A 19,737-nucleotide genomic window follows, 5' to 3' on the forward strand; every position below is an offset into this window, starting at 1 on the left:
TCAATCGCCGCTCAGGCGGCGTTCTTGTTCTGTTGCTTGCGCGCGTAGGCCACGGCGGCCTCGCGTACCCAGGCACCGTCCTCGATGGCCTTGCGCCGGGTGGCGACACGTTCCTGGTTGCACGGGCCATTGCCCTTGATCACTTCGTAGAACTCGTCCCATTGGATTTCGCCAAAGTCGTAGTGACCGCGTTCGGCGTTCCACTTCAGCTCGGGGTCGGGGGCAGTGCAGCCGAGCAGTTCGAGCTGCGGCACGGTCTGGTCGATGAAGCGCTGGCGCAGCTCATCGTTGGTCTGACGCTTGATTTTCCAGGCCATGGACTGGGCGCTGTTGGGGGAATGTTCGTCGCTGGGGCCGAACATCATCAGCGAGGGCCACCACAGGCGGTTGATGGCGTCCTGCACCATGTCGCGCTGGGCCTGGGTGCCGTGGCGCATCATGGTCAGGAGGATTTCGTAGCCCTGGCGCTGATGGAAGCTTTCTTCCTTGCAGATACGGATCATCGCGCGGGAGTAGGGGCCGTAGGAGGTGCGCTGCAAGACCACCTGGTTGACGATGGCGGCGCCATCCACCAGCCAGCCCACGGCACCCATGTCGGCCCAGCTGAGCGTGGGGTAGTTGAAGATGCTCGAATACTTGGCCTTGCCGCTGTGCAGCTTGGCGATTTCTTCGTCGCGATCGGCGCCCAGGGTTTCCATGGCGCTGTACAGGTAGAGGCCGTGGCCGGCTTCGTCCTGGATCTTGGCCATCAGTTGCAGCTTGCGCTTGAGGCTGGGGGCGCGGGTGACCCAGTTGCCTTCGGGCAACATGCCGACGATTTCCGAATGGGCGTGCTGGGAGATCTGCCGGATCAAGGTCTGGCGGTAGGCCTCGGGCATCCAGTTCTTGGCTTCGATCTTGATTTCAGCGTCGATCTTTTCCTGGAAGTTGCGCTCCTCGGGCGACATCTCTTCCAGCGACTTGACGCGCTTGACTCCGGTTTCCACTAGCTGTGCGTACATGTGCTGCGACTCCTGCTAAGGCATGAGTCATTTGTAAGCGATACAAAACATAACGTCAAACTGTTTTGTGTGTATCAAATAAGATTTATGTATCGCTTTCAGGCCTCTTCGCGGGCAAACCCGCCCCCGCAGGGATCGCGCAGCCCTGTCAGGGCGTGTAAAACGCAAAAAAAAGCCCCGGACTGAGCCGGGGCCGAAAAGGCAGCCGAATGAATCAGCTGGCCAACCGTTTGTCAAACACGTGGCAGGCCTTGCCCTCGGAGCGCTTCAGCGTGCCGCAAGGCTGCAGGTGCACCTGGGTGCTGATGCCAATGTAGGTCTTGATCTGCCTGCTCAGCTCACCGACCACCTGTTTGCGCTGGCCTTCATCGAGGTGCTGGCACTCCCCACGCAACTCCACGTGCACCTCGACACTGTCCAGGTTTCCGTTGCGATACAGATGAATCTCATAAAGTTCTGAGAGTTGTTTTATTTTAAGTACCTGTTCCTCGATTTGGGTCGGGAACACGTTGACCCCGCGAATGATCAGCATGTCGTCGCTACGGCCGGTAATCTTGCCGATCCGCCGCATAGGGCGAGCGGTGCCCGGTAGCAGCCGGGTGAGGTCGCGGGTGCGGTAGCGCACCATCGGCAACGCCTCTTTGCTCAGCGAGGTGAACACCAGCTCGCCGAGCTGACCGTCTGGCAGCACCGCGCCGGTGACGGGGTCGATGATCTCGGGGTAGAAGTGGTCTTCCCAGATGGTCGGGCCGTCCTTGGTTTCGATGCACTCCATCGCCACCCCAGGGCCCATGATTTCCGACAGGCCATAGATGTCGAGGGCATTGATGCCCAGTCGCCCTTCGATCGAGCGGCGCAGCTCGTCGGTCCAGGGTTCAGCACCGAAAATGCCCAGCCGCAGCTTGAGGTCGTGCGGGTCGATGCCCTGGCGCTCGATCTCGTCAGCCAGGTTGAGCATGTAGGAGGGGGTGACCATGATGATGTCAGGCTGGAAGTCGCGAATCAGCTGCACCTGCTTCTCGGTCTGGCCGCCGGACATCGGGATTACCGTACAGCCCAGGCGCTCGGCGCCGTAATGCGCGCCAAGGCCGCCCGTGAAAAGCCCATAGCCGTAAGAAACGTGCACCTTGTCACCTTTACGCCCTCCGGCCGCGCGGATCGAGCGGGCGACGACATTGGCCCAGGTGTCGATGTCATTCTGCGTATAGCCAACCACCGTCGGCTTGCCTGTAGTGCCGCTTGAGGCGTGCAGGCGCACCACCTCTTCCTGAGGCACGGCAAACATTCCGTAGGGGTAGTTGTCACGCAGGTCGTTCTTGCCGGTGAAGGGGAACTTTGCCAGGTCTTCAAGGCTATTGAGTTCGTCGGGGTGGGCGCCGGTCTCGGCAAAGCGCTTGCGGTACAGCGGCACATTGTCGTAAGCGTGCTTCAGGCTCCAGCGCAGCCGCTCCAGCTGGTGTTGACGCAGGGCATCGACGCTGGCGGTTTCCATCGGGTCCAGCAGGGCACGATCGGCATCATGGTACATGTTCATGGCTTCACTCGAATTGTTCTTGTACGCCGCGCGGGACCGGTTGCAGGCCGCGCGGTGAGTGTCATGAGCGCAGCATATATGGCTGCGTTCGGTTGGGTAACAGGCAGATGGTCTGATCCGCTCAGAGGCGCTCGATGATCATCGCAATGCCTTGGCCAACGCCGATGCACATGGTGCACAGGGCGTAGCGGCCGGCGGTTTCTTCCAGCTCATGCAAGGCAGTGGTTACCAGGCGTGCACCGCTCATGCCCAGTGGGTGACCCAGGGCAATGGCACCGCCGTTGCGGTTCACCCTCGGGTCGTCATCGGCCAGGCCCAGTTCGCGCAACACCGCCAGGCCCTGGGCCGCAAAGGCCTCGTTAAGCTCGATGACGTCGAGGTCGGCCAGCGACAAACCTGTCAATTCCAGCACCTTGCGGGTTGCCGGTACCGGGCCGATGCCCATCAGCCGGGGCTCGACCCCGGCCACGGCCATGCCGACGATACGGCCGCGCGCCTTGAGGCCGTGTTGGCGGGCAGCCGCGCTACTGGCCAGCAGCAGGGCGCAGGCACCGTCATTGATCCCGGAGGCGTTGCCCGCTGTTACGCTGCCGCCTTCACGGAAAGGCGTCCCAAGCCGGGCCAGTTGCTCGAGCGTGGTATCGGCGCGTGGGTGCTCGTCGTGCTCGATGACTTTGGGCGGGCCTTTGCGCTGCGGGATTTCGACCGGCACGATTTCCCGGGCCAGGCGGCCGCGGGCCTGAGCCAGCGCTGCCTTGTGCTGGCTACGCAGGGCGAATGCATCCTGGTCGGTGCGCGAAATACCGAACTGTTGCGCCACATTCTCGGCCGTTTCCGGCATCGAATCGGTACCGTAGGCAGCTTTCATGAGCGGGTTGACGAAACGCCAGCCGATGGTGGTGTCGAACAGCTCGGCGGCACGACCGAATGCCTGCTCTGACTTGCCCATTACAAATGGCGCACGGGACATTGATTCCACGCCGCCCGCCAGCATCAGCCCAGCTTCTCCACAGCGCAGGGCGCGGGCTGCATTGCCGATGGCATCCAGGCCGGAGCCGCACAGGCGGTTGATGGTGGTCCCAGGCACTTCGAGTGGCAGCCCGGCCAACAGGCTGGCCATGTGCGCCACGTTGCGGTTGTCTTCACCGGCCTGGTTGGCACAGCCGAGCATGACGTCATCGACGGCTTTCCAGTCCAGTTCGGGGTGACGATCGATCAGCGCTTTGAGCGGGATTGCGGCGAGGTCATCGGCCCGCACGCCGCTCAAGGCGCCGGCGTAGCGGCCAATAGGGGTGCGCACGGCGTCGATGATCAAGGCATCGGGCAGCGTGTGGTCATTCATCTTGCGTCTCCTGCGCCAGCACGGTGCCGCGCACTTTGTAGGATTTGCCATGGAACATCGCCACCAGCTCACCGCGCTGGTTATCGATGCGCACGTCGTACAGGCCGGTACGGCCCTTGCGGCTGACCTCGCTGGCGCGGGCGGTGAGCACGTCATCGCGCAACGCCGGGGCCAGGTAGTCGATGGTGCAGCCCAGCGCCACGGTGGCCTCATCGTAGCTGTTACAGGCGAAGGCAAATGCCGAGTCGGCCAGCGCGAACAGGAAGCCGCCATGGCAGGTGCCATGACCCTGGATCATGTCGGCACGAACCGGCATGCGCAGGCTGGCCCTGCCTGGGCCGGCATCCAGCAGGGTGATACCCAGGCTCTGGGTGGCTTGGTCGCGGGCGTACATGGCGTCGGCACAGGCGTGTGCCAGTTCCACTTCAGTCATGCAGGGTGCCTCCTTTGGCTTCGCAGCGGCGTAACAACAGGGAAGGGCGGTAACGGCTCTCGCCGTAGCTGCGCTGCAGGTTGTCGAGCACGCGCAGGGTGTGGGCAATACCTATATTCCCGGCCCAAGCCAGCGGGCCGCAGGGGTAATTGACGCCGGCGCGCATGGCCAAGTCGATGTCGGCGGCGCTGCCGACACCTTGCAGCACGGCATCGGCGGCTTCGTTTGCAAGCATTGCCACGGTGCGCAGTACCACCAGGCCAGGCAGGTCGGCGACCGCCGTGACCTTGAGCCCGGCGCGCTGCAGCAGGGCCACGGCGTGGTCGCGTGCGTTTTCGGTGATGTCCGCCGACCAACTGATGGCTATTCGCGTGGCCGTGCTGTAGTCCAGTGCGAGGTCGAGCAGCACCAGGTTGCGCAGGCCGTCTTCACGGGCGCGCTGGCTGGCGAGGCGGCCATCGGACAGTGCCAGGGTGGCATCGCCGACCAGGATCACACCGCTACCTGCACGCCGGGTGACAGCGATGCCGTTGAGGCTCAGGCGCTCTACCAGTGGCTGCATTACACCCAGGTGCCCCTCGATGACGCAGGCTTCGGCGCTGGTGAGGCTGCACAGTTCAGCAGGTGTTGGCCGTTCGGCGCCTTCGGCATAGCTATAAAAGCCTTGACCAGTCTTGCGGCCAAGGCGTCCGGCATCCACCAGCTCTTTTTGCACCAGTGAAGGCTGGAAGCGGAAATCTCCATAGAACGCATCGAACACCGAGCAGGTGACGGCGTAGTTGACGTCGTGGCCTATCAGGTCGGTGAGTTCGAACGCCCCCATCCGGAAACCACCCGCATCGCGTAACAGTGCATCGAGGCTGGCGCAGTCGGCTGCACCTTCCTGCAACAGGCGCAGGCTTTCGGCATAGAAAGGCCGCGCCACACGGTTGACGATAAAGCCCGGTGTCGAGCGCGTGTGCACTGGCTGTTTACCCCAGGCCTGGGCGGTAGCGTAGATGCAAGAGGCCACTGCCGGATCGGTTGCCAGACCCGACACCACTTCGACTAATGCCATCAGCGGCGCCGGGTTGAAGAAGTGCATGCCAACGACCTGTTGCGGGCGTGCAAGGCCGGCGGCCAAGCTGGTGATGGACAACGACGAGGTGTTGCTGGCCAGTATGCAATCCTCGGCGCACAGGGCTTCGAGCTGACGCAATAGCGCCTGCTTGACCTGCAGGTTCTCGACAATGGCTTCGATCACCAAGCCGGCATCAGCCAATGCTTCAAGGGTGTCGACCGGGCATAGCCGCAGGCGGATCATTTCGTGTTCGGCTGCCTGCAACTTGCCTTTTTCCACCAGCCGGGTGAGTTGCCGATCAATACCGGCCACAGCCTGGGCAGCAGCCCCTGGGCGGTTGTCGTACAGCTTCACCGGGTGACCGGCCTGCGCCGCGACCTGGGCGATGCCGGCCCCCATGGCACCCGCACCGATCACCGCCACCTGCACATCGCTTGCGAGTGCACTCATGGTCAGCACCCCTTGAAATCTGGCGTGCGCTTGTTCATGAAGGCGCTCACGCCTTCGCGGTAGTCCTCGCTGCGCCCTGCCAGGCGCTGCAGATCGCGTTCCAGCTCCAGCTGCTCATCGAACCCATTGTCGAAGCTGGCATTGAGGCCGCGCTTGATCAGGGCCAGACCGTAAGTGGGCTGGGTGGCAAGCTGGCGGGCCAGGGTGAGGGCCTCGTCACGCAGCGCGGCATCGTCCACTACGCGATGGATCAGTCCCCACTGCTGGGCCTGCTCCGCGCCAAGGCGCTCGCCCAGCATCGCCAGGGCCTTGGCCCTTGCCATGCCGACCAGGCGCGGCAGTAGCCAGGTACCACCCGAGTCCGGCACCAGGCCGATCTTGCAGAACGCCTGAATGAAGCTTGCAGAGCGGGCAGCCAGTACCAGGTCGCAGGCCAGCGGTATGTTGGCACCGGCGCCAGCAGCCACGCCGTTGACCGCACAGATCACCGGCAGCGGCAGGTCGCGCAGTGTGCGCACCAGCGGGTTGTAAAACCTGTCGATGGACTCGCCAAGGTCTGGCATTTCGGCACCTGGGGCAACGTTGCGGTCGGACAGGTCCTGGCCGGCGCAGAAGCCACGACCTTCGCCGGTCAGCAGAAGCACCCGCGCGTCACTGCTCTGGCGTACTTGCTTGAGTGCCTCGCGCACTTCCAGGTGCATGGCGGTATTGAAGCTGTTCAGTTGCTCGGGGCGGTTAAGCGAGAGGAGGGCGACGCCGTCCTCGATGGAAAACAGGATGTGCTGGAAAGTCATGACAGACTCGCTCCATCAGTCGAGGGAAAATGGTCAGCGGCCCTGGAAGCGGGCCTGGCGCTTTTCCTGGAATGCCCGGATGCCTTCATCGCGGTCGGCGGTACCGGCAAGCAGGGTGAACGCATGCCGTTCGAAACGCAGGCCGCTGGCCAGGTCGGTGTCGCCGGCTTTCAGTAACGCTTCCTTGCCCAGGCGCACAGCCAGGGGCGCCTTGGCGGCAATGCTGCGGGCAACCTGCAGGGCGCGTTCCACGGTGAGTTCGGGTTGAGTGGTTTCGCTGACCAGGCCGGCCTGCAGGGCGTGGCGGGCGGTGATCGCTTCACCTGTCAACACCATCTGCATGGCCAACGGCTTGCCGACGGCGCGCAACAGGCGCTGGGTGCCGCCGGCGCCGGGGATGATGCCGAGGTTGATTTCCGGCTGACCGAAACGGGCGTCGGTACCGGCAATGACGATGTCGGCACACATCACCAGCTCGCAACCACCACCCAGTGCGTAGCCGTTCACGGCGGCAATCAGCGGCTTGGCGAATGCAGCGATCGCTTGCCAATGGGCTACACGAGGGTCGCTGAGAATCCCGACCAGATCGCGCTCGGCCATCTCACGGATGTCGGCACCTGCGGCAAATGCCTTGGGGCTGCCGGTAATCACTACGGCGCGTATCTGCTCGTCGCCCTCGGCAAGCTTCAAGGCCGCAGCCAGCTCTGCCAGTAGCTCGGTACACAAGGCATTCAGGGCCTCAGGCCGTTGCAAGGTGATGAGCTGAACGCCAAGTTCGGGCGCCTGCACATCGAGATATCGCGGCATCTCGGGTTCCTCTGGCTACACGCACGGCACATCGTGGCGCCGGCATTTCTTGGAATTGTTTTTTGTAAGGCGTGATGCAGGATCACGACCAAGTGCAGCCAGTATATGCACCATGCGATACCGTTATGCAACGTATAAAATGCTTCGTGTATCTCTTCACTTGCTTATAAACCTCAAAAACAGGCATCGATGACATTTCGATAAAACGGTTCACCAAGCCATTATTCAGTGGTATTGCCTGGGTCCTTCCCGATTTTCCACTCACCTCAGAAGCGATACACGATTGACGGCCAAGCTACTTATGATACAAGCTCTAACCGCATTTCAAATCATTTCAGGAGTTTTGCCATGCCTTGTTATCGACTGGACGGCGTGACGCCCGTGGTGCATCCATCAGCCTACGTACACCCCAGTGCAGTGCTGATCGGCGATGTCATCGTCGGCCCTGGTTGCTACATAGGCCCATTGGCATCGCTGCGGGGTGATTTCGGCCGTATCGTGCTGGAGGAGGGTGCCAACCTGCAGGACACCTGCGTAATGCACGGTTTTCCGGGCGGCGATACCGTGGTAGAACGCAACGGGCATATCGGACATGGCGCCGTGTTGCACGGGTGCCGAGTGGGCGAGGACGCCTTGATCGGGATGAATGCGGTGGTGATGGATGGTGCCCATATCGCACCACGCTGCATCGTAGCGGCTGCCAGCTTCGTCAAAGCCGGCTTCGAGTGCGAAGCTCAAAGCCTTGTAATGGGCTCGCCAGCCCAGATGAAACGGCGCCTGAGCGAGCAGGAGCTGGCCTGGAAGCAGCGCGGCACTGCGCAATACCAGCAGTTGGCGCAGCGCTGCATGAACACCATGGTCGAATGCTCGCCACTGGCCGAGGTTGAAGCGGGGCGGCTGCGTATGGAAGACACAGGCATCAGGCCCAAAGGCCAGGCGACAGCATGAGCCTGCTTGCGTCACGCAATGGCCAGGCGGCCCGCCGCACAGGTATAGTCGGTGCTTTATTCGCGCACAGTTCGCCCATGAGCAATCTTGCCCCACTGAACAACTTGATCACTCGCTTCCAGGAGCAGACGCCGATCCGCGCCAGCTCCCTGATCATCACCTTGTACGGCGATGCCATCGAGCCCCACGGAGGTACCGTTTGGCTAGGTAGCCTGATCAACCTGCTGGAGCCAATCGGCATCAATGAACGGCTGATTCGCACATCGATCTTTCGCCTGACCAAAGAAGGCTGGCTCACGGCTGAAAAGGTTGGCAGGCGCAGTTACTACAGCCTGACGGGCACGGGCCGAAGGCGCTTCGAGAAAGCCTTCAAACGCGTCTACAGCCCAAGCCAACCCGCTTGGGACGGGGCGTGGACGCTGGTGCTGCTGTCGCAACTGGAGGCAGGGAAACGCAAGGCCTTGCGTGAAGAGCTGGAGTGGCAGGGGTTTGGTGTAATGGCGCCGAACCTGTTGGGTTGCCCGCGGGCAGACCGTGCAGACCTGGCTGCCACGTTGCGCGAACTTGAAGCCAGCGACGACAGCATCGTCTTTGAAACCCACACACAGGAAGTACTTGCGTCAAAAGCCATGCGCGCCCAGGTGCGGGAGAGCTGGCGTATCGACGAGCTGGGACAGCAGTACAGCGAGTTCATCCAGCTGTTCAGACCGCTGTGGCAGGGGCTGAAAGAGCAGACGGTGCTTGATGCGCAAGATTGCTTCCTGGCACGCACGCTGCTGATTCACGAGTACCGCCGCTTGCTGTTACGCGACCCGCAACTGCCAGAGGAGTTACTACCAGGGGACTGGGAGGGAAGGGCCGCACGACAGCTGTGCCGTAACCTCTATCGGTTGGTGTTTGCCAGGGCAGAGGAATGGCTGAACGCAGCACTGGAGACGGCTGACGGTCCATTGCCCGATGTTAACGAGAGCTTCTACAAGCGGTTTGGTGGATTGGCGTAAGGGCAAAGAGTGGCCAGTTATCCGTCCTTTTATATAACTACGCTAAATGAATAAAGATGAGATCACTCATCTGTATCCAGAGGGGTCGTTAGCTGTCGGTGCTGATGGGCGAAACCCGTTTCTTACCCATTCAGTGCATCCAGTCCGGCCGTTGGCGGGTATTGCTTATGGGCGGCCTGTGACTGCCCAGCCAAATGACCTGTCAGGAGCACTACCCATGAGCCTCAAACCCTCCGTCTGCCTGCTCGCCTGCTGCCTCGCCCTGGCGCTGCAACCCGCTCACGCCCAAACCGCGCTGCCAGATGCGGTCAAGGTCCCCGATGGTCATCGCGTCTTGCTCGAGACCGTCGGCGTCGGCGAGATCACCTACGAGTGCCGCGACAAGGCCAACACCCCTGGCCAGACCGAATGGACCTTCGTAGGCCCCAAGGCCGCGCTCAATGACCGTGCCGGCAGACAGGTGGGCGACTACTTCGGCCCACCCGCCACCTGGCAGGCCAAGGACGGATCAAAAGTCACCGGCACCCAGGTGGCGGTGGCACCTGCAGACAAGGGCGCTATACCTTATCAACTGGTCAAGGCCAACCTGGCCGAAGGCAAAGGCGCCATGCAGGGCGTCAGCTACATCCAGCGCCTGGCCACCCGCGGCGGCGTGGCGCCGGCAAGTGACTGTACGGCGCAGAACAAAGGTGCTAGGCAGGTCGTCATGTACCAGGCCGACTATGTGTTCTGGACAGCCAATTAAGACGCACTTGAGCAGACGCCTTGCAATCGTTCATCTATGCTCGTTGGCAAGCCCCCGGCTGGATGGCCGGGGTACCTTGCATGACACAAGGAAGCTGCACACGTTGAACTCGCCTGTCGCCCCCTTCGACTTCCACCGCTGCCTAGAGGCCTGCGCACAGGGTGACCGGCGTGCCCTGCAGGCACTTTACGACCACGAAGGCGCGCGCCTGCTGGGCGTTGCCCGGCGCATCGCGCGTGACGACGCCAGCGCAGAAGACATCGTCCACGATGCCTTTATCCGTATCTGGACCCGCTCCGCCAGCTTCGACCCCGCACGCGGCTCTGCGCGCGGCTGGATCTACAGCATCACCCGACACCTGGCACTGAATTCGATCCGCGATTCACGCCGTGAAACCGTGCTGGACGAAGCCGATATGGATACGACGCCCACATTGCACGGGGGATTCGATGACGTTGACCTCTGGTCAGGGTCGGCGAAGATCTACCGTTGCCTTGAAAAACTGCAGCCTGCACCACAGCGTTGCATCCTGCACGCTTATGTGGACGGCTGCAGCCACGCCGAAATCGCCGGGCTGCTGGGAGCGCCATTGGGCACCGTCAAAGCCTGGATCAAGCGCAGCCTCAAGGCATTGCGGGAATGCCTGGAATGAAGCCGGATACTGCCGAGGAACTGGACAGCCTCGCCGGCGAGTTCGTGCTGGGAACCCTGTCGCCACAGCAACACGCCACAGTGGCCGAGCGTCTAGTCAACGACACGGCTTTGCGCGCCGCAGTGAATGCCTGGGAAGCACGTTTGCTGGAGCTGACCGCGCTGGCGGCGCCGCAACCTCCAAGCGCACGCCTGTGGGGCCGCATCCAGCGCAGCCTGAATGAAATGGCCGCACCTGCCACACAACAGCAAGTTAAATGGTGGCGACGCCTCGGCCTGTGGCATGGGCTGAGTGCTGCGGGGCTGGCTGCAAGCGCGGTCCTGGCGTTTAAATTGCTTACTGCGCCCCCGCCGACCACCCAATTCGTGGTGGTATTGGTGGCGCCGAACAGCCAAACTGCCGGCTGGGTGGTGCAGACCAGCGATAGCCGCATGATAGAGCTGATCCCGCTTGGCCAGGATGCTGTCCCCGAAGGCATGGCCCTTCAGTTCTGGACCAAGGGCGAACAATGGCAAGCACCGGTTTCACTGGGCCTAGTCAAACCCGGGGAGCCCTATCGTGTTCCGCTACAGAGCCTGCCACCGCTAGAGGCCAACCAATTGTTCGAACTGACACTGGAGAAATCTGGCGGTTCGCCTACCGGGCTGCCTACGGGCCCAGTGAAGTTCATTGGCCGCGCGGTAAAAGTGATCTGACCAAAGGTCTGCAACCACTGACCGCTATGGGTCGATAGCAGCCTTTGGCGATAGCTCCCAAGCAGGGGAATTTTGCTCCCCGTCCAATACGCATTCTTGCCCAGGCGCATTCGCGTATAAGCCTGTTTATGCGCTATCGACGTCTGGACCTCAACATTCGGAGCGTTCCGACTGATTATAAAGCAGCAATGCTGACCCCATTGTGACCAAGGAAAGGCCGCTCTTATCGCGCTGACTGCTGTCTCCAACGATCAGCACGCGCCCTGCGACCAAGGTCGAATCGGTGACTTCAGATTCCCTTCAGATTGACCACTGATACTCCCCCCATCAAGCCAACGGGGGGAGTTTCATGACCCAGTCTCAGTGGAGCGGCCTGCTCCCATTGCCTATCGGCAGCCACGTCGACCATCAGGCCCACTTGTCGCTGCATCTGCACAAGGACCCTGGCCGCGATGAGCTGGAGCACTTCATTCATCAGTGTTTTGCCAGCGTGCACCACGCTGATGTGCAGCATTACCTGCCAGAACTGCTGGCGCTGCATGACAGCCATGGTCGGCTGATTGCTGCCGCAGGCTTGCGCCCGGCCAGCAGCGGGCCGCTGTTTCTCGAACACTACCTGGATGAGCCGCTGGAAGCTGCAGTTTCACGCGTAGCGGGCTACCCCATTGAGCGTGAGTGCATGGTCGAAGTCGGCAACCTGGCCTCGCTCAGTGCCGGTAGCGCGCGAATCATGATCATAGCGGTGACCTGGCTATTGGCTACACGGGGCCTGAAGTGGGTGGCATTCACCGGCGCGACGACACTGATCAACAGCTTCCAGCGCCTGGGGTTGGTGCCATCGGTACTGGCGGCGGCCGACCCGGCTCGGCTGAATGGGCAGGTGGACCAATGGGGTACCTACTACGCTCAGCATCCGCAAGTCTTTGCCGGCAGCATTGGTCATGGCTTCGATGCCTTGAGCAAGGCTGGGGTGTTCCAGCGCCTAGGGTTGCCAACCGCCTTCCAGGAGACTGGTCATGCCGCATGAACTGGCGCGCTTCCATCAACTGCTGGTCACGTTTTCCCGTGATCACGGTGACGCCATTGCCGTGCAAGGGGCGACTGAGCGCTTCACCTACAGGCAGCTACTGGCAGAGGTGGGGTTGCGCACCCACGGCTTGCGTACGTGTTCGCCAGGCCCTCTGGTACTGGCGCTGGATAGCAGCCCGCAGTTGGTGTTCTGGGATTTGGCGGCGCTGTTTGCCGAGCGTCCTTGTGTAATCGTGCCGTCGTTCTTCAGTGTTGCCCAGTTCAGCCATTGCATCGAGCAGAGTGGCGCCAGCCATGTGCTGTGCGACCCGCAATGGCACGGTACGCTCGCCGAACTGGGGTTCGTTCAGCAGGACGTGTTCTGGGTTCGCGAGGCAGAGCCCGCTGCAGCGCTGCCTGAAGGTACCGCCAAGATCACCTACACCTCCGGCAGCACGGGCAAGCCCAAAGGCGTGTGCCTTTCTGCAGCGGCCCTGTTGCGTGTCGCCCGGGAACTGGAGGTGGCCAGCCGGCCCAGTGAACCTCAGCGTTACTTGGCGGTGCTGCCGCTGGGCGTGCTGCTGGAAAACCTTGGTGTCTACGCCGCATTGATGGCCGGGGCGAGTGTGCTGCTTTACCCCCAGGCGCAACTGGGCATGGGCGGTGCAAGCCAGGTCGATTTCAAGCGCTTGCTGGGGGCCATCGCCCTGAGCGGCGCGCAGAGCCTGATTCTGGTGCCGCAGCTGTTGATGGGGCTGATCACTGCTATCGAGCGTGGGCTGATGCGGGTGGGGGCGCTACGGTTCGTTGCGGTCGGCGGTGCCCGTGTGGCACCCAGCTTGCTGGCCCGCGCCGAAGCGATCGGCCTGCCGGTGTTCGAGGGCTATGGCTTGTCTGAGTGCGCTTCAGTGGTGGCCTTGAACCGGCCGGGCGCAACCCGCCGCGGCAGTGTCGGCAAGCCGCTGCCCCATGTGCAGGTGCGGATCGCCGAGGACGGGGAGGTATTGGTGGCGGGCTCGGTGCTGCTCGGCTATCTGGAGGAACCACCCGTCTGCGATAGCTGGTGGGCCACCGGCGACCTAGGCCATTTCGACGAGGAGGGCTACCTGTACCTCGATGGTCGCAAGAAACACCAGTTCATCACCAGCTTCGGGCGCAACGTCAACCCGGAATGGGTGGAGGCCGAACTGACCCAGAGCGGCGTGATCGCCCAGGCGTTCGTACATGGCGAGGCCCTGCCAAAGAACCTGGCATTGCTCTGGCCGCTGGACCCCGCTACCCCCGACACCCTCATCGACCAGGCTGTGCAGCAGTGCAATGCCTTGCTGCCGGACTACGCCAGGGTCCATGCCTGGCGTCGCCTGCCGTGCCCCCTGTCCAGTACCGAAGACACACTGACCGCCAATGGCCGCCCGCGCCGCGAGGCCATCCTGCGGCGTTACCACTCCCTGTTATCCGACATCCCTTTGTGAGGTCTGCCATGTCCTTTTTCGATACCCTGCAAATGCAAACCACCCAGGAGCGTCAGGCCCTATTTGCCGTGCCGGTTATACGCGATGCGCTGGCGGGGCACGTCAGCATCGACAGCTATGTGGCCTTCCTGACTCAGGCATACCACCATGTACGCCATACCGTGCCGCTGATGATGGCGTGCGGGGCGCGCCTGCCTTCGCGCCTGGAATGGCTGCGCGGCGCCGTGTGTGAATACATCGAGGAGGAGTACGGCCACGAGCAGTGGATCCTCAATGACATCAATGCCTGTGGTGCCGATTGGGAGGCGGTGCGTGACGGTCGCCCGGCGCTGCCGATCGAGCTGATGGTCGCTTACCTTTACGACTTGATTGCCCGTGGCAACCCGGTCGGGCTGTTTGGCATGGTCAATGTGCTCGAAGGCACCAGCATTGCCCTGGCCACCCAGGCCGCCGGCACAATCCAGCGCACGCTGGCGTTGCCCGACAGGGCCTTCAGCTACCTCAGCTCCCATGGCGCGCTGGACCAAGACCACATGGTCACCTACCGGCAGTTGATGGACCGCCTTGATGATGCTGACGACCAGCGGGCTGTGATCCATGCGGCCAAAGTGGTTTACCGGCTGTATACCGACATGTTCCAGGGGCTGCCGCGTGCGGGCCTGCAAGAGGTGCGTCATGCGCTTGTCTGAGTGTGTAGTCATACTCACCGGCGCCAGCGGAGGCATCGGCCTGGAGCTGGCCGAACAGTTGTGTGCAGCCGGTGCCCGGGTACTGGCGGTGAGCCGGCAGATGGGCAAGCTCGCCGGTTTGATGAACCGTTATCACGACAGGCTGCTCTGGCAGTCGGCCGATCTGCGCAGCCATGAGGGGCGTGAGCAGGTGCTTGCCCGTGCCCGGGAGATGGGCGGGGTCAACGTCCTGATCAATGCCGCGGGCGTGAACCGTTTTGCCCTGTTCGACCAGGTCGACGAGCTGGCGCTGAACGAGTTGCTGGACATTAACCTCAAAGCCGCCCTGCAACTGACGCGTGTGTGTCTGCCGCTGCTGCGCGCACAACCCAGAGCACTGGTGGTCAACGTCGGCTCCACCTACGGCTCGATCGGCTACCCCGGCTATGCCACCTACTGCGCCAGCAAGTTTGCCCTGCGCGGCTTCTCGGAGGCGCTGCGCCGCGAGCTGGCCGATACCTCGATTAATGTCATGTACGCCGCACCCCGGGCGACCCGCACCGCAATGAACAGCAGCGCTGCCACGGCGCTCAACGAGGCGCTGAAGGTTGGCATGGACGACCCGGCAGACGTGGCCCGTGCTGTGCTCAAGGCCGTGCAGTCAGAACGCAGCGAGCTTTACCTGGGCTGGCCAGAAAAGCTCTTCGTGCGCATCAACGGCATGTTGCCCGGCGTGGTCGACCGTGCACTGCGCAAGCAATTGCCGTTGATCCGTCGTTACCTCGCTAGCCATTCCAAGGAGTCGATCAAATGAAACGTCTGTTCATCGCTAGCCTGCTTGCGTTCGCACCGCTCACCTGGGCGCTGGACCAGGCCGGCAGCCAACAATTGGCTAACTTGCAGCAGCGCTGGGCGCAGATCCAGTACCAGACGCCTAAAGACAAACGCGCCGATGCGTTCGAGAAACTCGCAGCTGATGCTTCTACGCTGGTCCATCAGCACCCGGGCTCGGCCGAACCCTTGATCTGGGAGGGCATCATCAACAGCAGTTGGGCGGGTGCCACAGGCGGCCTGGGGGCGCTGGGTAAGGTCAAGTCGGCCAAGGCGAGCCTGGAACAGGCGATGGAAATGGACCCCACCGCCTTGCAAGGGTCCGCTTACACCAGCCTGGGGACCTTGTACGACCAGGTACCCGGCTGGCCCATCGGTTTTGGCGACAGCGACAAAGCTGACGCCTTGTTGCGCAAGGCGTTGCAAATAAACCCCAATGGTATCGACAGCAATTACTTCTGGGCCGATCATCTCTTCCGGCAGAAACGCTACGCTGAAGCCACCGCTGCCCTGGAAAAAGCACGCCAGGCGCCGCCACGGCCAGGCCGCGAACTGGCCGATCAGGGCCGGCGTGGCGATATCGATGCTTTACTCAAGGCCATCAAGGACAAACAGGACTGAACATGCGGCTGCTGCTGGTTGAGGATGATACCGCCTTGGGCGAGGGGATCTGCGACGGGTTGCGCCAAGAGGGCTACACCCTCGACTGGCTGCGCGATGGCCTGAGCGGGCTGCATGCCCTGCAACACGAAGTATTCGACCTGGTGATCCTCGACCTCGGGCTGCCGCGGTTGGACGGCATCGAGCTGCTGCGACGGGTGAGGGCAGGGGGCAACAGCTTGCCGGTACTGATCCTCACCGCGCGCGATGCGACCGAGGACCGTATTTCTGGCCTGGATGCCGGTGCCGACGACTACCTGGTCAAACCTTTCGACCTCAATGAGCTCAAGGCCCGCCTGCGCGCCTTGCTCAGGCGCAGCGCCGGGCGGGCCAAGGTGGTGATCGAGCACGCCGGTGTAAGCCTGGACCCTGCTACCCAGCAGGTGTGCTACAACGGCGTGCCTGTGATACTGACGCCCAAGGAGTATCGCCTGCTGCACGAATTGCTGGCGCAACCGGGCAAGGTGTTCACCCGTGAGCGGTTGACCCAGCTGCTGTATGGCTGGGACGAGGAGCCTGAGAGCAACACGCTGGAGGTGAACATCTATCACTTGCGCAAGAAACTGTTCAACGGCCTGATCCGCACGGTGCGCGGTATCGGTTATCTGGTCGAGGCCAAGCTGTGAGTTCGTTGCGCCAGCGCACATTGTGGCGGGTGATGGCGCTGATGCTGCTCGGCACCGGCTTGTTGGCGTTGTACAACTATCACGACAGCCGACGCGAGATCAATGAAGTCTACGATGCTCACATGGCTCAGAATGCCCGGCTGTTGCAGGGGGTGATGAACCTGCCGGTGCAGGATGGCAACCGCGACAAGCTGTATCAGGCATTTAACGAGGCGCTGGGCAAGGCCGGGCGCCACCGCGTGGGCCACCCCTATGAGAGCAAGCTGGCATTCCAGGTGTGGGGTGAGGGAGCACGGTTGCTGGTGCACACCCCCAGTGCACCGACGCTCGACGCACCGCCTGCGGCGGCGGGCTTCTACGATTTTGACAGTGGTGGCGAACAGTGGCGCGGCTTTGTATTACCGGTGCCCGAAAAACAGTGGGTAATCTGGGTGGGTGAGCGCGACGATGTGCGTTACGACCTGATCGACCGCATCGTACGCCATACCCTTTTCCCGTTCCTGCTCGGCAGCCTGGGCCTGGCGCTGTTGGTCTGGGCGGCCATCGGCTGGGGGTTGCGCCCGTTGCAGAACATGGCCGATGTGATTCGTGGGCGCCATGCCGACTCCCTCGAACCCCTGCAACTGGTGCCGTTGCCGACCGAGCTTGAGCCTATGCAAGCCGCCATCAACCGCCTGCTGGCGCAGATCGATGATCTGCTGCGGCGTGAGCATCGCTTCATTGCCGACGCCGCCCATGAGATGCGCACACCGCTGGCGATCCTGCGTCTGCATGCGCAGAACGCACAGGCCGCCAGTACCGATGCCGAGCGCCAGAAAGCCCTGGGTTTTCTGATTGGCGGCGTGGACCGGCTGACCCGGGTGGTCAACCAGTTGCTGACCCTCGCCCGGGTCGAGCCGCGCCTTGGCCAGCGCGCCACCACCCGTGTCGACCTGGGCGAAGTGGTCACCGATGTGCTGGTGGATCTCACCCCCTGGATACTGGATCGCGGCCTTGAGCCCTCGCTGGATCTCAGCGAAGGTGACCATGGCCTGATGATCGATGCCGGAGCGTTGGGCATCGCCTTGCAGAACCTGGTTTCCAATGCGGTGGAGCATTCACCGCCTGGCGGGCGCATCACTGTATCACTGAGGCGCCTGGCCAATCGCTTCGAACTGGTTGTCGAAGATGAAGGCCCAGGTATAGACGATGCGAATCTTGTGCGGGTATTCGAGCGTTTCTATAGCCGCAATAGCCCCAATGGCGCAGGGCTGGGGTTATCCATCGTGGCCACTATTGTCGATCGGCTGGGGGGCCAGGTGCGCTTGGAAAACAGGGCCAATGGTGGACTTGCTGCCATCGTGTCGCTTCCCTTGCAGTGAACTGCCCGATACTGCCTCAAAGCCCTCTAGAAGGTGCTGCTCAGCAGCCAACCGAGCACGCCGCAGCTCAGGACAGCCAACCCTTCAGGCCACTTCCAGAACATCAGGGCCATCAAGGCGACGAGCTCGAAGGGCTTCGCGCGCATTTCGAGCAGGATGGCCGCTACGCCCTGCTGTTCCTGTCGTATTCAAATCTATGCAAGGCAATTAAATATCTGTACACAGTGCTATTATTGTACAGTATTTGGGCGTGCTGGAGGTCAGTATGGCACACCGTGCTCGTTGGACCTTGCTTTGTCTGCTACTGGCTGCCTTTTCGGCGGTGGCGGGCTGGCGAGCGGAGCTGCCTGGGGCGCAACGGCTGGGGGGCGGTGAGTTCACTTGGTTTGGCCTGCGTCTTTACACAGCCCAATTATGGACAACAGGGCCAGTTCATGACTGGAACCAGCCTTTCGCCCTTGAGCTCCTCTACCACCGATCGCTGTCCAGGGAAACCTTGGTACAGGCCAGCCTCAAGGAAATGCACCGTCTCAACGCCCGCAGTATAACGCCGCAACAACACACGGCGTGGGCCCATGCGATTGAACAGGCATTCGTGGACGTACGCCCCGGCATGCGCATTACTGGCTTGTACCTGCCGGGGCAGGGCTGCCGCTTTTACGTCGACGGTAAACTCAGCCGCGAAATCGCCGACCCAACCTTTGCCAGGGCGTTCTTTGCCATCTGGCTCGACCCCCGAGCCAGGGATACACAGCTGCGTCAGCGCCTGCTTGGGCTGGCTGGCAACGATCGAGGAACATGAACATGTACAAAGTACTGTTGCTGGTTTCCTGCCTGCTTCTGGGCAGCTGTGGCAATGTCGGTGTCGAGCACTATGCCCAGGAGCAGCCGAAATTGGACCTGGCTGCATTTTTTTCGCGACCGGTGCAGGCTTGGGGGATGTTCCAGAAGCGTTCAGGGGAAGTGGTCAAGCGCTTCCACGTGCGTATCGACAGCCGCCGCGAAGGTGAGCGGTTGATCCTCGACGAACATTTTCTGTACAGCGATGGCACTCGCCAGCAGCGTACCTGGACACTGGTGCCGGACGGCCCTGGCCGCTGGCGCGGTACCGCGGGGGACGTGATCGGCGAAGCGCGCGGCGAAGTCGCGGGTAACGCGCTGCGATGGCGTTACCAGCTGGACCTGCCGGTTGACGGGCGGCACTGGCAGGTAGACCTGGACGACTGGATGTACCTCATGGATGACGACACCCTGATCAACCGTTCGAGCATGAGTAAGCTGGGCGTTGAGATTGGCCAGATCACCCTGTTCTTCCGCCGCCTGCCAGAGGGCACACCATGAACCTGATCGCGCTTACCCAGCTGGTCTCGACCGGCGAAGCAAAGGAACTTGAACTGCTGTCGCTGGAGGGCGGCTTCTACCTCCTGCGCGCCTTGACCGACGCCGGCCCCGTGACATTGAGCGATGCCCATGGGCAGCCCGTTCGCGTGCGCTCCACTACCGAGCTGCGGCAGCTGTTGGCCGACCTGCCACCCGTGCCCTGCATGCTGGTACAGCAGGTGGTACATGATGAGATGTGCGGGCAACGTGACGGCCCCGTTGCGCCGCTGCGCGTGCCTGTAACGCTCACTAGTCAGTGGTAGCCTGAA

Annotated in this window: 22 protein-coding genes; 15 read left to right on the forward strand and 7 right to left on the reverse strand. The window is 62.3% G+C overall.

The annotated features are described in order from the left end of the window. Positions 1–11: 11 nt before the first annotated feature. The 7 genes from paaA to paaF all read right to left on the reverse strand — a co-directional run bounded on the left by paaA (position 12) and on the right by paaF (position 7,421). Positions 12–1,001, reverse strand: a complete 990-nt coding sequence (gene paaA / locus FHW75_RS23535; RefSeq protein WP_025754119.1) for a 1,2-phenylacetyl-CoA epoxidase subunit PaaA — start codon at positions 999–1,001, stop codon at positions 12–14. Between the two features lie 214 nt (positions 1,002–1,215). Further along, the gene (gene paaK, locus FHW75_RS23540) at positions 1,216–2,535 is read right to left on the reverse strand and encodes a phenylacetate--CoA ligase PaaK (protein ID WP_161751110.1); all 1,320 of its coding nucleotides are present in this window, start codon (positions 2,533–2,535) and stop codon (positions 1,216–1,218) included. Between the two features lie 121 nt (positions 2,536–2,656). After that, positions 2,657–3,877, reverse strand: a complete 1,221-nt coding sequence (pcaF, locus tag FHW75_RS23545; protein WP_025754117.1) for a 3-oxoadipyl-CoA thiolase — start codon at positions 3,875–3,877, stop codon at positions 2,657–2,659. Then, positions 3,870–4,310 (reverse strand): hydroxyphenylacetyl-CoA thioesterase PaaI, encoded by a 441-nt coding sequence (paaI, locus tag FHW75_RS23550; RefSeq protein WP_019097398.1) that lies wholly within the window; start codon positions 4,308–4,310, stop codon positions 3,870–3,872. Before paaI ends, pcaF begins: the two co-directional genes overlap by 8 nt. Then, positions 4,303–5,820 carry a 3-hydroxyacyl-CoA dehydrogenase PaaH gene (paaH, locus tag FHW75_RS23555; RefSeq protein ID WP_183674759.1) on the reverse strand — a complete coding sequence of 506 codons (1,518 nt, stop codon included), beginning with the start codon at positions 5,818–5,820 and terminating at the stop codon, positions 4,303–4,305. Before paaH ends, paaI begins: the two co-directional genes overlap by 8 nt. Positions 5,821–5,822: 2 nt before the next feature. Further along, entirely contained in the window at positions 5,823–6,614 is a 792-nt protein-coding gene (gene paaG / locus FHW75_RS23560; RefSeq protein WP_025754114.1) for a 2-(1,2-epoxy-1,2-dihydrophenyl)acetyl-CoA isomerase PaaG, read from the reverse strand. Between the two features lie 33 nt (positions 6,615–6,647). Continuing rightward, on the reverse strand, positions 6,648–7,421 hold the full coding sequence (paaF, locus tag FHW75_RS23565) for a 2,3-dehydroadipyl-CoA hydratase PaaF (RefSeq protein ID WP_025754113.1): 774 nt from the start codon (positions 7,419–7,421) through the stop codon (positions 6,648–6,650). A gap of 348 nt (positions 7,422–7,769) precedes the next feature. Between paaF and paaY the strand changes: the two genes are divergently transcribed. From paaY to FHW75_RS23640, 15 genes are all read left to right on the forward strand, one after another. Further along, the gene (paaY, locus tag FHW75_RS23570) at positions 7,770–8,369 is read left to right on the forward strand and encodes a phenylacetic acid degradation protein PaaY (protein ID WP_025754112.1); all 600 of its coding nucleotides are present in this window, start codon (positions 7,770–7,772) and stop codon (positions 8,367–8,369) included. Between the two features lie 77 nt (positions 8,370–8,446). Further along, positions 8,447–9,370 carry a phenylacetic acid degradation operon negative regulatory protein PaaX gene (gene paaX, locus FHW75_RS23575; RefSeq protein WP_176431016.1) on the forward strand — a complete coding sequence of 308 codons (924 nt, stop codon included), beginning with the start codon at positions 8,447–8,449 and terminating at the stop codon, positions 9,368–9,370. A gap of 217 nt (positions 9,371–9,587) precedes the next feature. Continuing rightward, complete coding sequence (locus tag FHW75_RS23580) at positions 9,588–10,115, forward strand: DUF3455 domain-containing protein (protein WP_019097392.1); 528 nt, start codon at positions 9,588–9,590, stop codon at positions 10,113–10,115. Between the two features lie 103 nt (positions 10,116–10,218). Continuing rightward, positions 10,219–10,767, forward strand: a complete 549-nt coding sequence (locus tag FHW75_RS23585) for a sigma-70 family RNA polymerase sigma factor (protein WP_019097391.1) — start codon at positions 10,219–10,221, stop codon at positions 10,765–10,767. Next, positions 10,764–11,462, forward strand: coding sequence for an anti-sigma factor domain-containing protein (locus FHW75_RS23590; protein WP_159266205.1), 699 nt, complete (start codon positions 10,764–10,766; stop codon positions 11,460–11,462). The genes FHW75_RS23585 and FHW75_RS23590 overlap by 4 nt, the downstream gene beginning before the upstream one ends. Positions 11,463–11,811: 349 nt before the next feature. Continuing rightward, positions 11,812–12,489 (forward strand): thermostable hemolysin, encoded by a 678-nt coding sequence (locus FHW75_RS23595; protein ID WP_019097390.1) that lies wholly within the window; start codon positions 11,812–11,814, stop codon positions 12,487–12,489. Next, a complete protein-coding gene (locus FHW75_RS23600) occupies positions 12,479–13,942 on the forward strand; it encodes an AMP-binding protein (RefSeq protein WP_027609248.1) in 1,464 nt (487 codons plus the stop codon). Before FHW75_RS23595 ends, FHW75_RS23600 begins: the two co-directional genes overlap by 11 nt. Before the next feature lie 8 nt (positions 13,943–13,950). Then, entirely contained in the window at positions 13,951–14,631 is a 681-nt protein-coding gene (locus FHW75_RS23605; RefSeq protein WP_019097387.1) for a TenA family transcriptional regulator, read from the forward strand. After that, on the forward strand, positions 14,618–15,424 hold the full coding sequence (locus FHW75_RS23610; protein ID WP_019097386.1) for an SDR family oxidoreductase: 807 nt from the start codon (positions 14,618–14,620) through the stop codon (positions 15,422–15,424). Before FHW75_RS23605 ends, FHW75_RS23610 begins: the two co-directional genes overlap by 14 nt. Continuing rightward, complete coding sequence (locus FHW75_RS23615) at positions 15,421–16,062, forward strand: tetratricopeptide repeat protein (RefSeq protein WP_019097385.1); 642 nt, start codon at positions 15,421–15,423, stop codon at positions 16,060–16,062. The genes FHW75_RS23610 and FHW75_RS23615 overlap by 4 nt, the downstream gene beginning before the upstream one ends. Positions 16,063–16,064: 2 nt before the next feature. Continuing rightward, a complete protein-coding gene (locus FHW75_RS23620) occupies positions 16,065–16,727 on the forward strand; it encodes a response regulator (protein ID WP_019097384.1) in 663 nt (220 codons plus the stop codon). Further along, positions 16,724–18,088, forward strand: coding sequence for an ATP-binding protein (locus FHW75_RS23625; protein WP_183674762.1), 1,365 nt, complete (start codon positions 16,724–16,726; stop codon positions 18,086–18,088). The genes FHW75_RS23620 and FHW75_RS23625 overlap by 4 nt, the downstream gene beginning before the upstream one ends. 265 nt (positions 18,089–18,353) lie before the next feature. Next, a complete protein-coding gene (locus FHW75_RS23630) occupies positions 18,354–18,890 on the forward strand; it encodes a chalcone isomerase family protein (protein ID WP_019097381.1) in 537 nt (178 codons plus the stop codon). A 2-nt stretch (positions 18,891–18,892) separates the two neighbouring features. Beyond that, positions 18,893–19,429, forward strand: coding sequence for a DUF3833 domain-containing protein (locus FHW75_RS23635; protein ID WP_024717789.1), 537 nt, complete (start codon positions 18,893–18,895; stop codon positions 19,427–19,429). Further along, positions 19,426–19,731, forward strand: a complete 306-nt coding sequence (locus FHW75_RS23640) for a DUF6482 family protein (protein WP_019097380.1) — start codon at positions 19,426–19,428, stop codon at positions 19,729–19,731. Before FHW75_RS23635 ends, FHW75_RS23640 begins: the two co-directional genes overlap by 4 nt. Positions 19,732–19,737: the final 6 nt, after the last annotated feature.

The sequence above is a fragment of the Pseudomonas sp. OG7 genome, assembly GCF_014192825.1.
Classification (GTDB): domain Bacteria; phylum Pseudomonadota; class Gammaproteobacteria; order Pseudomonadales; family Pseudomonadaceae; genus Aquipseudomonas; species Aquipseudomonas monteilii.

Excerpts from the sequence above, each read along its gene's own strand:
- paaA (WP_025754119.1), bottom strand. The coding sequence starts at position 1,001 with ATGTACGCACAGCTAGTGGAAACCGGAGTCAAGCGCGTCAAGTCGCTG.
- paaK (WP_161751110.1), bottom strand. The coding sequence starts at position 2,535 with ATGAACATGTACCATGATGCCGATCGTGCCCTGCTGGACCCGATGGAA.
- pcaF (WP_025754117.1), bottom strand. The coding sequence starts at position 3,877 with ATGAATGACCACACGCTGCCCGATGCCTTGATCATCGACGCCGTGCGC.
- paaI (WP_019097398.1), bottom strand. The coding sequence starts at position 4,310 with ATGACTGAAGTGGAACTGGCACACGCCTGTGCCGACGCCATGTACGCC.
- paaH (WP_183674759.1), bottom strand. The coding sequence starts at position 5,820 with ATGAGTGCACTCGCAAGCGATGTGCAGGTGGCGGTGATCGGTGCGGGT.
- paaG (WP_025754114.1), bottom strand. The coding sequence starts at position 6,614 with ATGACTTTCCAGCACATCCTGTTTTCCATCGAGGACGGCGTCGCCCTC.
- paaF (WP_025754113.1), bottom strand. The coding sequence starts at position 7,421 with ATGCCGCGATATCTCGATGTGCAGGCGCCCGAACTTGGCGTTCAGCTC.
- paaY (WP_025754112.1), top strand. The coding sequence starts at position 7,770 with ATGCCTTGTTATCGACTGGACGGCGTGACGCCCGTGGTGCATCCATCA.
- paaX (WP_176431016.1), top strand. The coding sequence starts at position 8,447 with ATGAGCAATCTTGCCCCACTGAACAACTTGATCACTCGCTTCCAGGAG.
- FHW75_RS23580 (WP_019097392.1), top strand. The coding sequence starts at position 9,588 with ATGAGCCTCAAACCCTCCGTCTGCCTGCTCGCCTGCTGCCTCGCCCTG.
- FHW75_RS23590 (WP_159266205.1), top strand. The coding sequence starts at position 10,764 with ATGAAGCCGGATACTGCCGAGGAACTGGACAGCCTCGCCGGCGAGTTC.
- FHW75_RS23595 (WP_019097390.1), top strand. The coding sequence starts at position 11,812 with ATGACCCAGTCTCAGTGGAGCGGCCTGCTCCCATTGCCTATCGGCAGC.
- FHW75_RS23600 (WP_027609248.1), top strand. The coding sequence starts at position 12,479 with ATGCCGCATGAACTGGCGCGCTTCCATCAACTGCTGGTCACGTTTTCC.
- FHW75_RS23605 (WP_019097387.1), top strand. The coding sequence starts at position 13,951 with ATGTCCTTTTTCGATACCCTGCAAATGCAAACCACCCAGGAGCGTCAG.
- FHW75_RS23610 (WP_019097386.1), top strand. The coding sequence starts at position 14,618 with ATGCGCTTGTCTGAGTGTGTAGTCATACTCACCGGCGCCAGCGGAGGC.
- FHW75_RS23615 (WP_019097385.1), top strand. The coding sequence starts at position 15,421 with ATGAAACGTCTGTTCATCGCTAGCCTGCTTGCGTTCGCACCGCTCACC.
- FHW75_RS23620 (WP_019097384.1), top strand. The coding sequence starts at position 16,065 with ATGCGGCTGCTGCTGGTTGAGGATGATACCGCCTTGGGCGAGGGGATC.
- FHW75_RS23630 (WP_019097381.1), top strand. The coding sequence starts at position 18,354 with ATGGCACACCGTGCTCGTTGGACCTTGCTTTGTCTGCTACTGGCTGCC.
- FHW75_RS23635 (WP_024717789.1), top strand. The coding sequence starts at position 18,893 with ATGTACAAAGTACTGTTGCTGGTTTCCTGCCTGCTTCTGGGCAGCTGT.
- FHW75_RS23640 (WP_019097380.1), top strand. The coding sequence starts at position 19,426 with ATGAACCTGATCGCGCTTACCCAGCTGGTCTCGACCGGCGAAGCAAAG.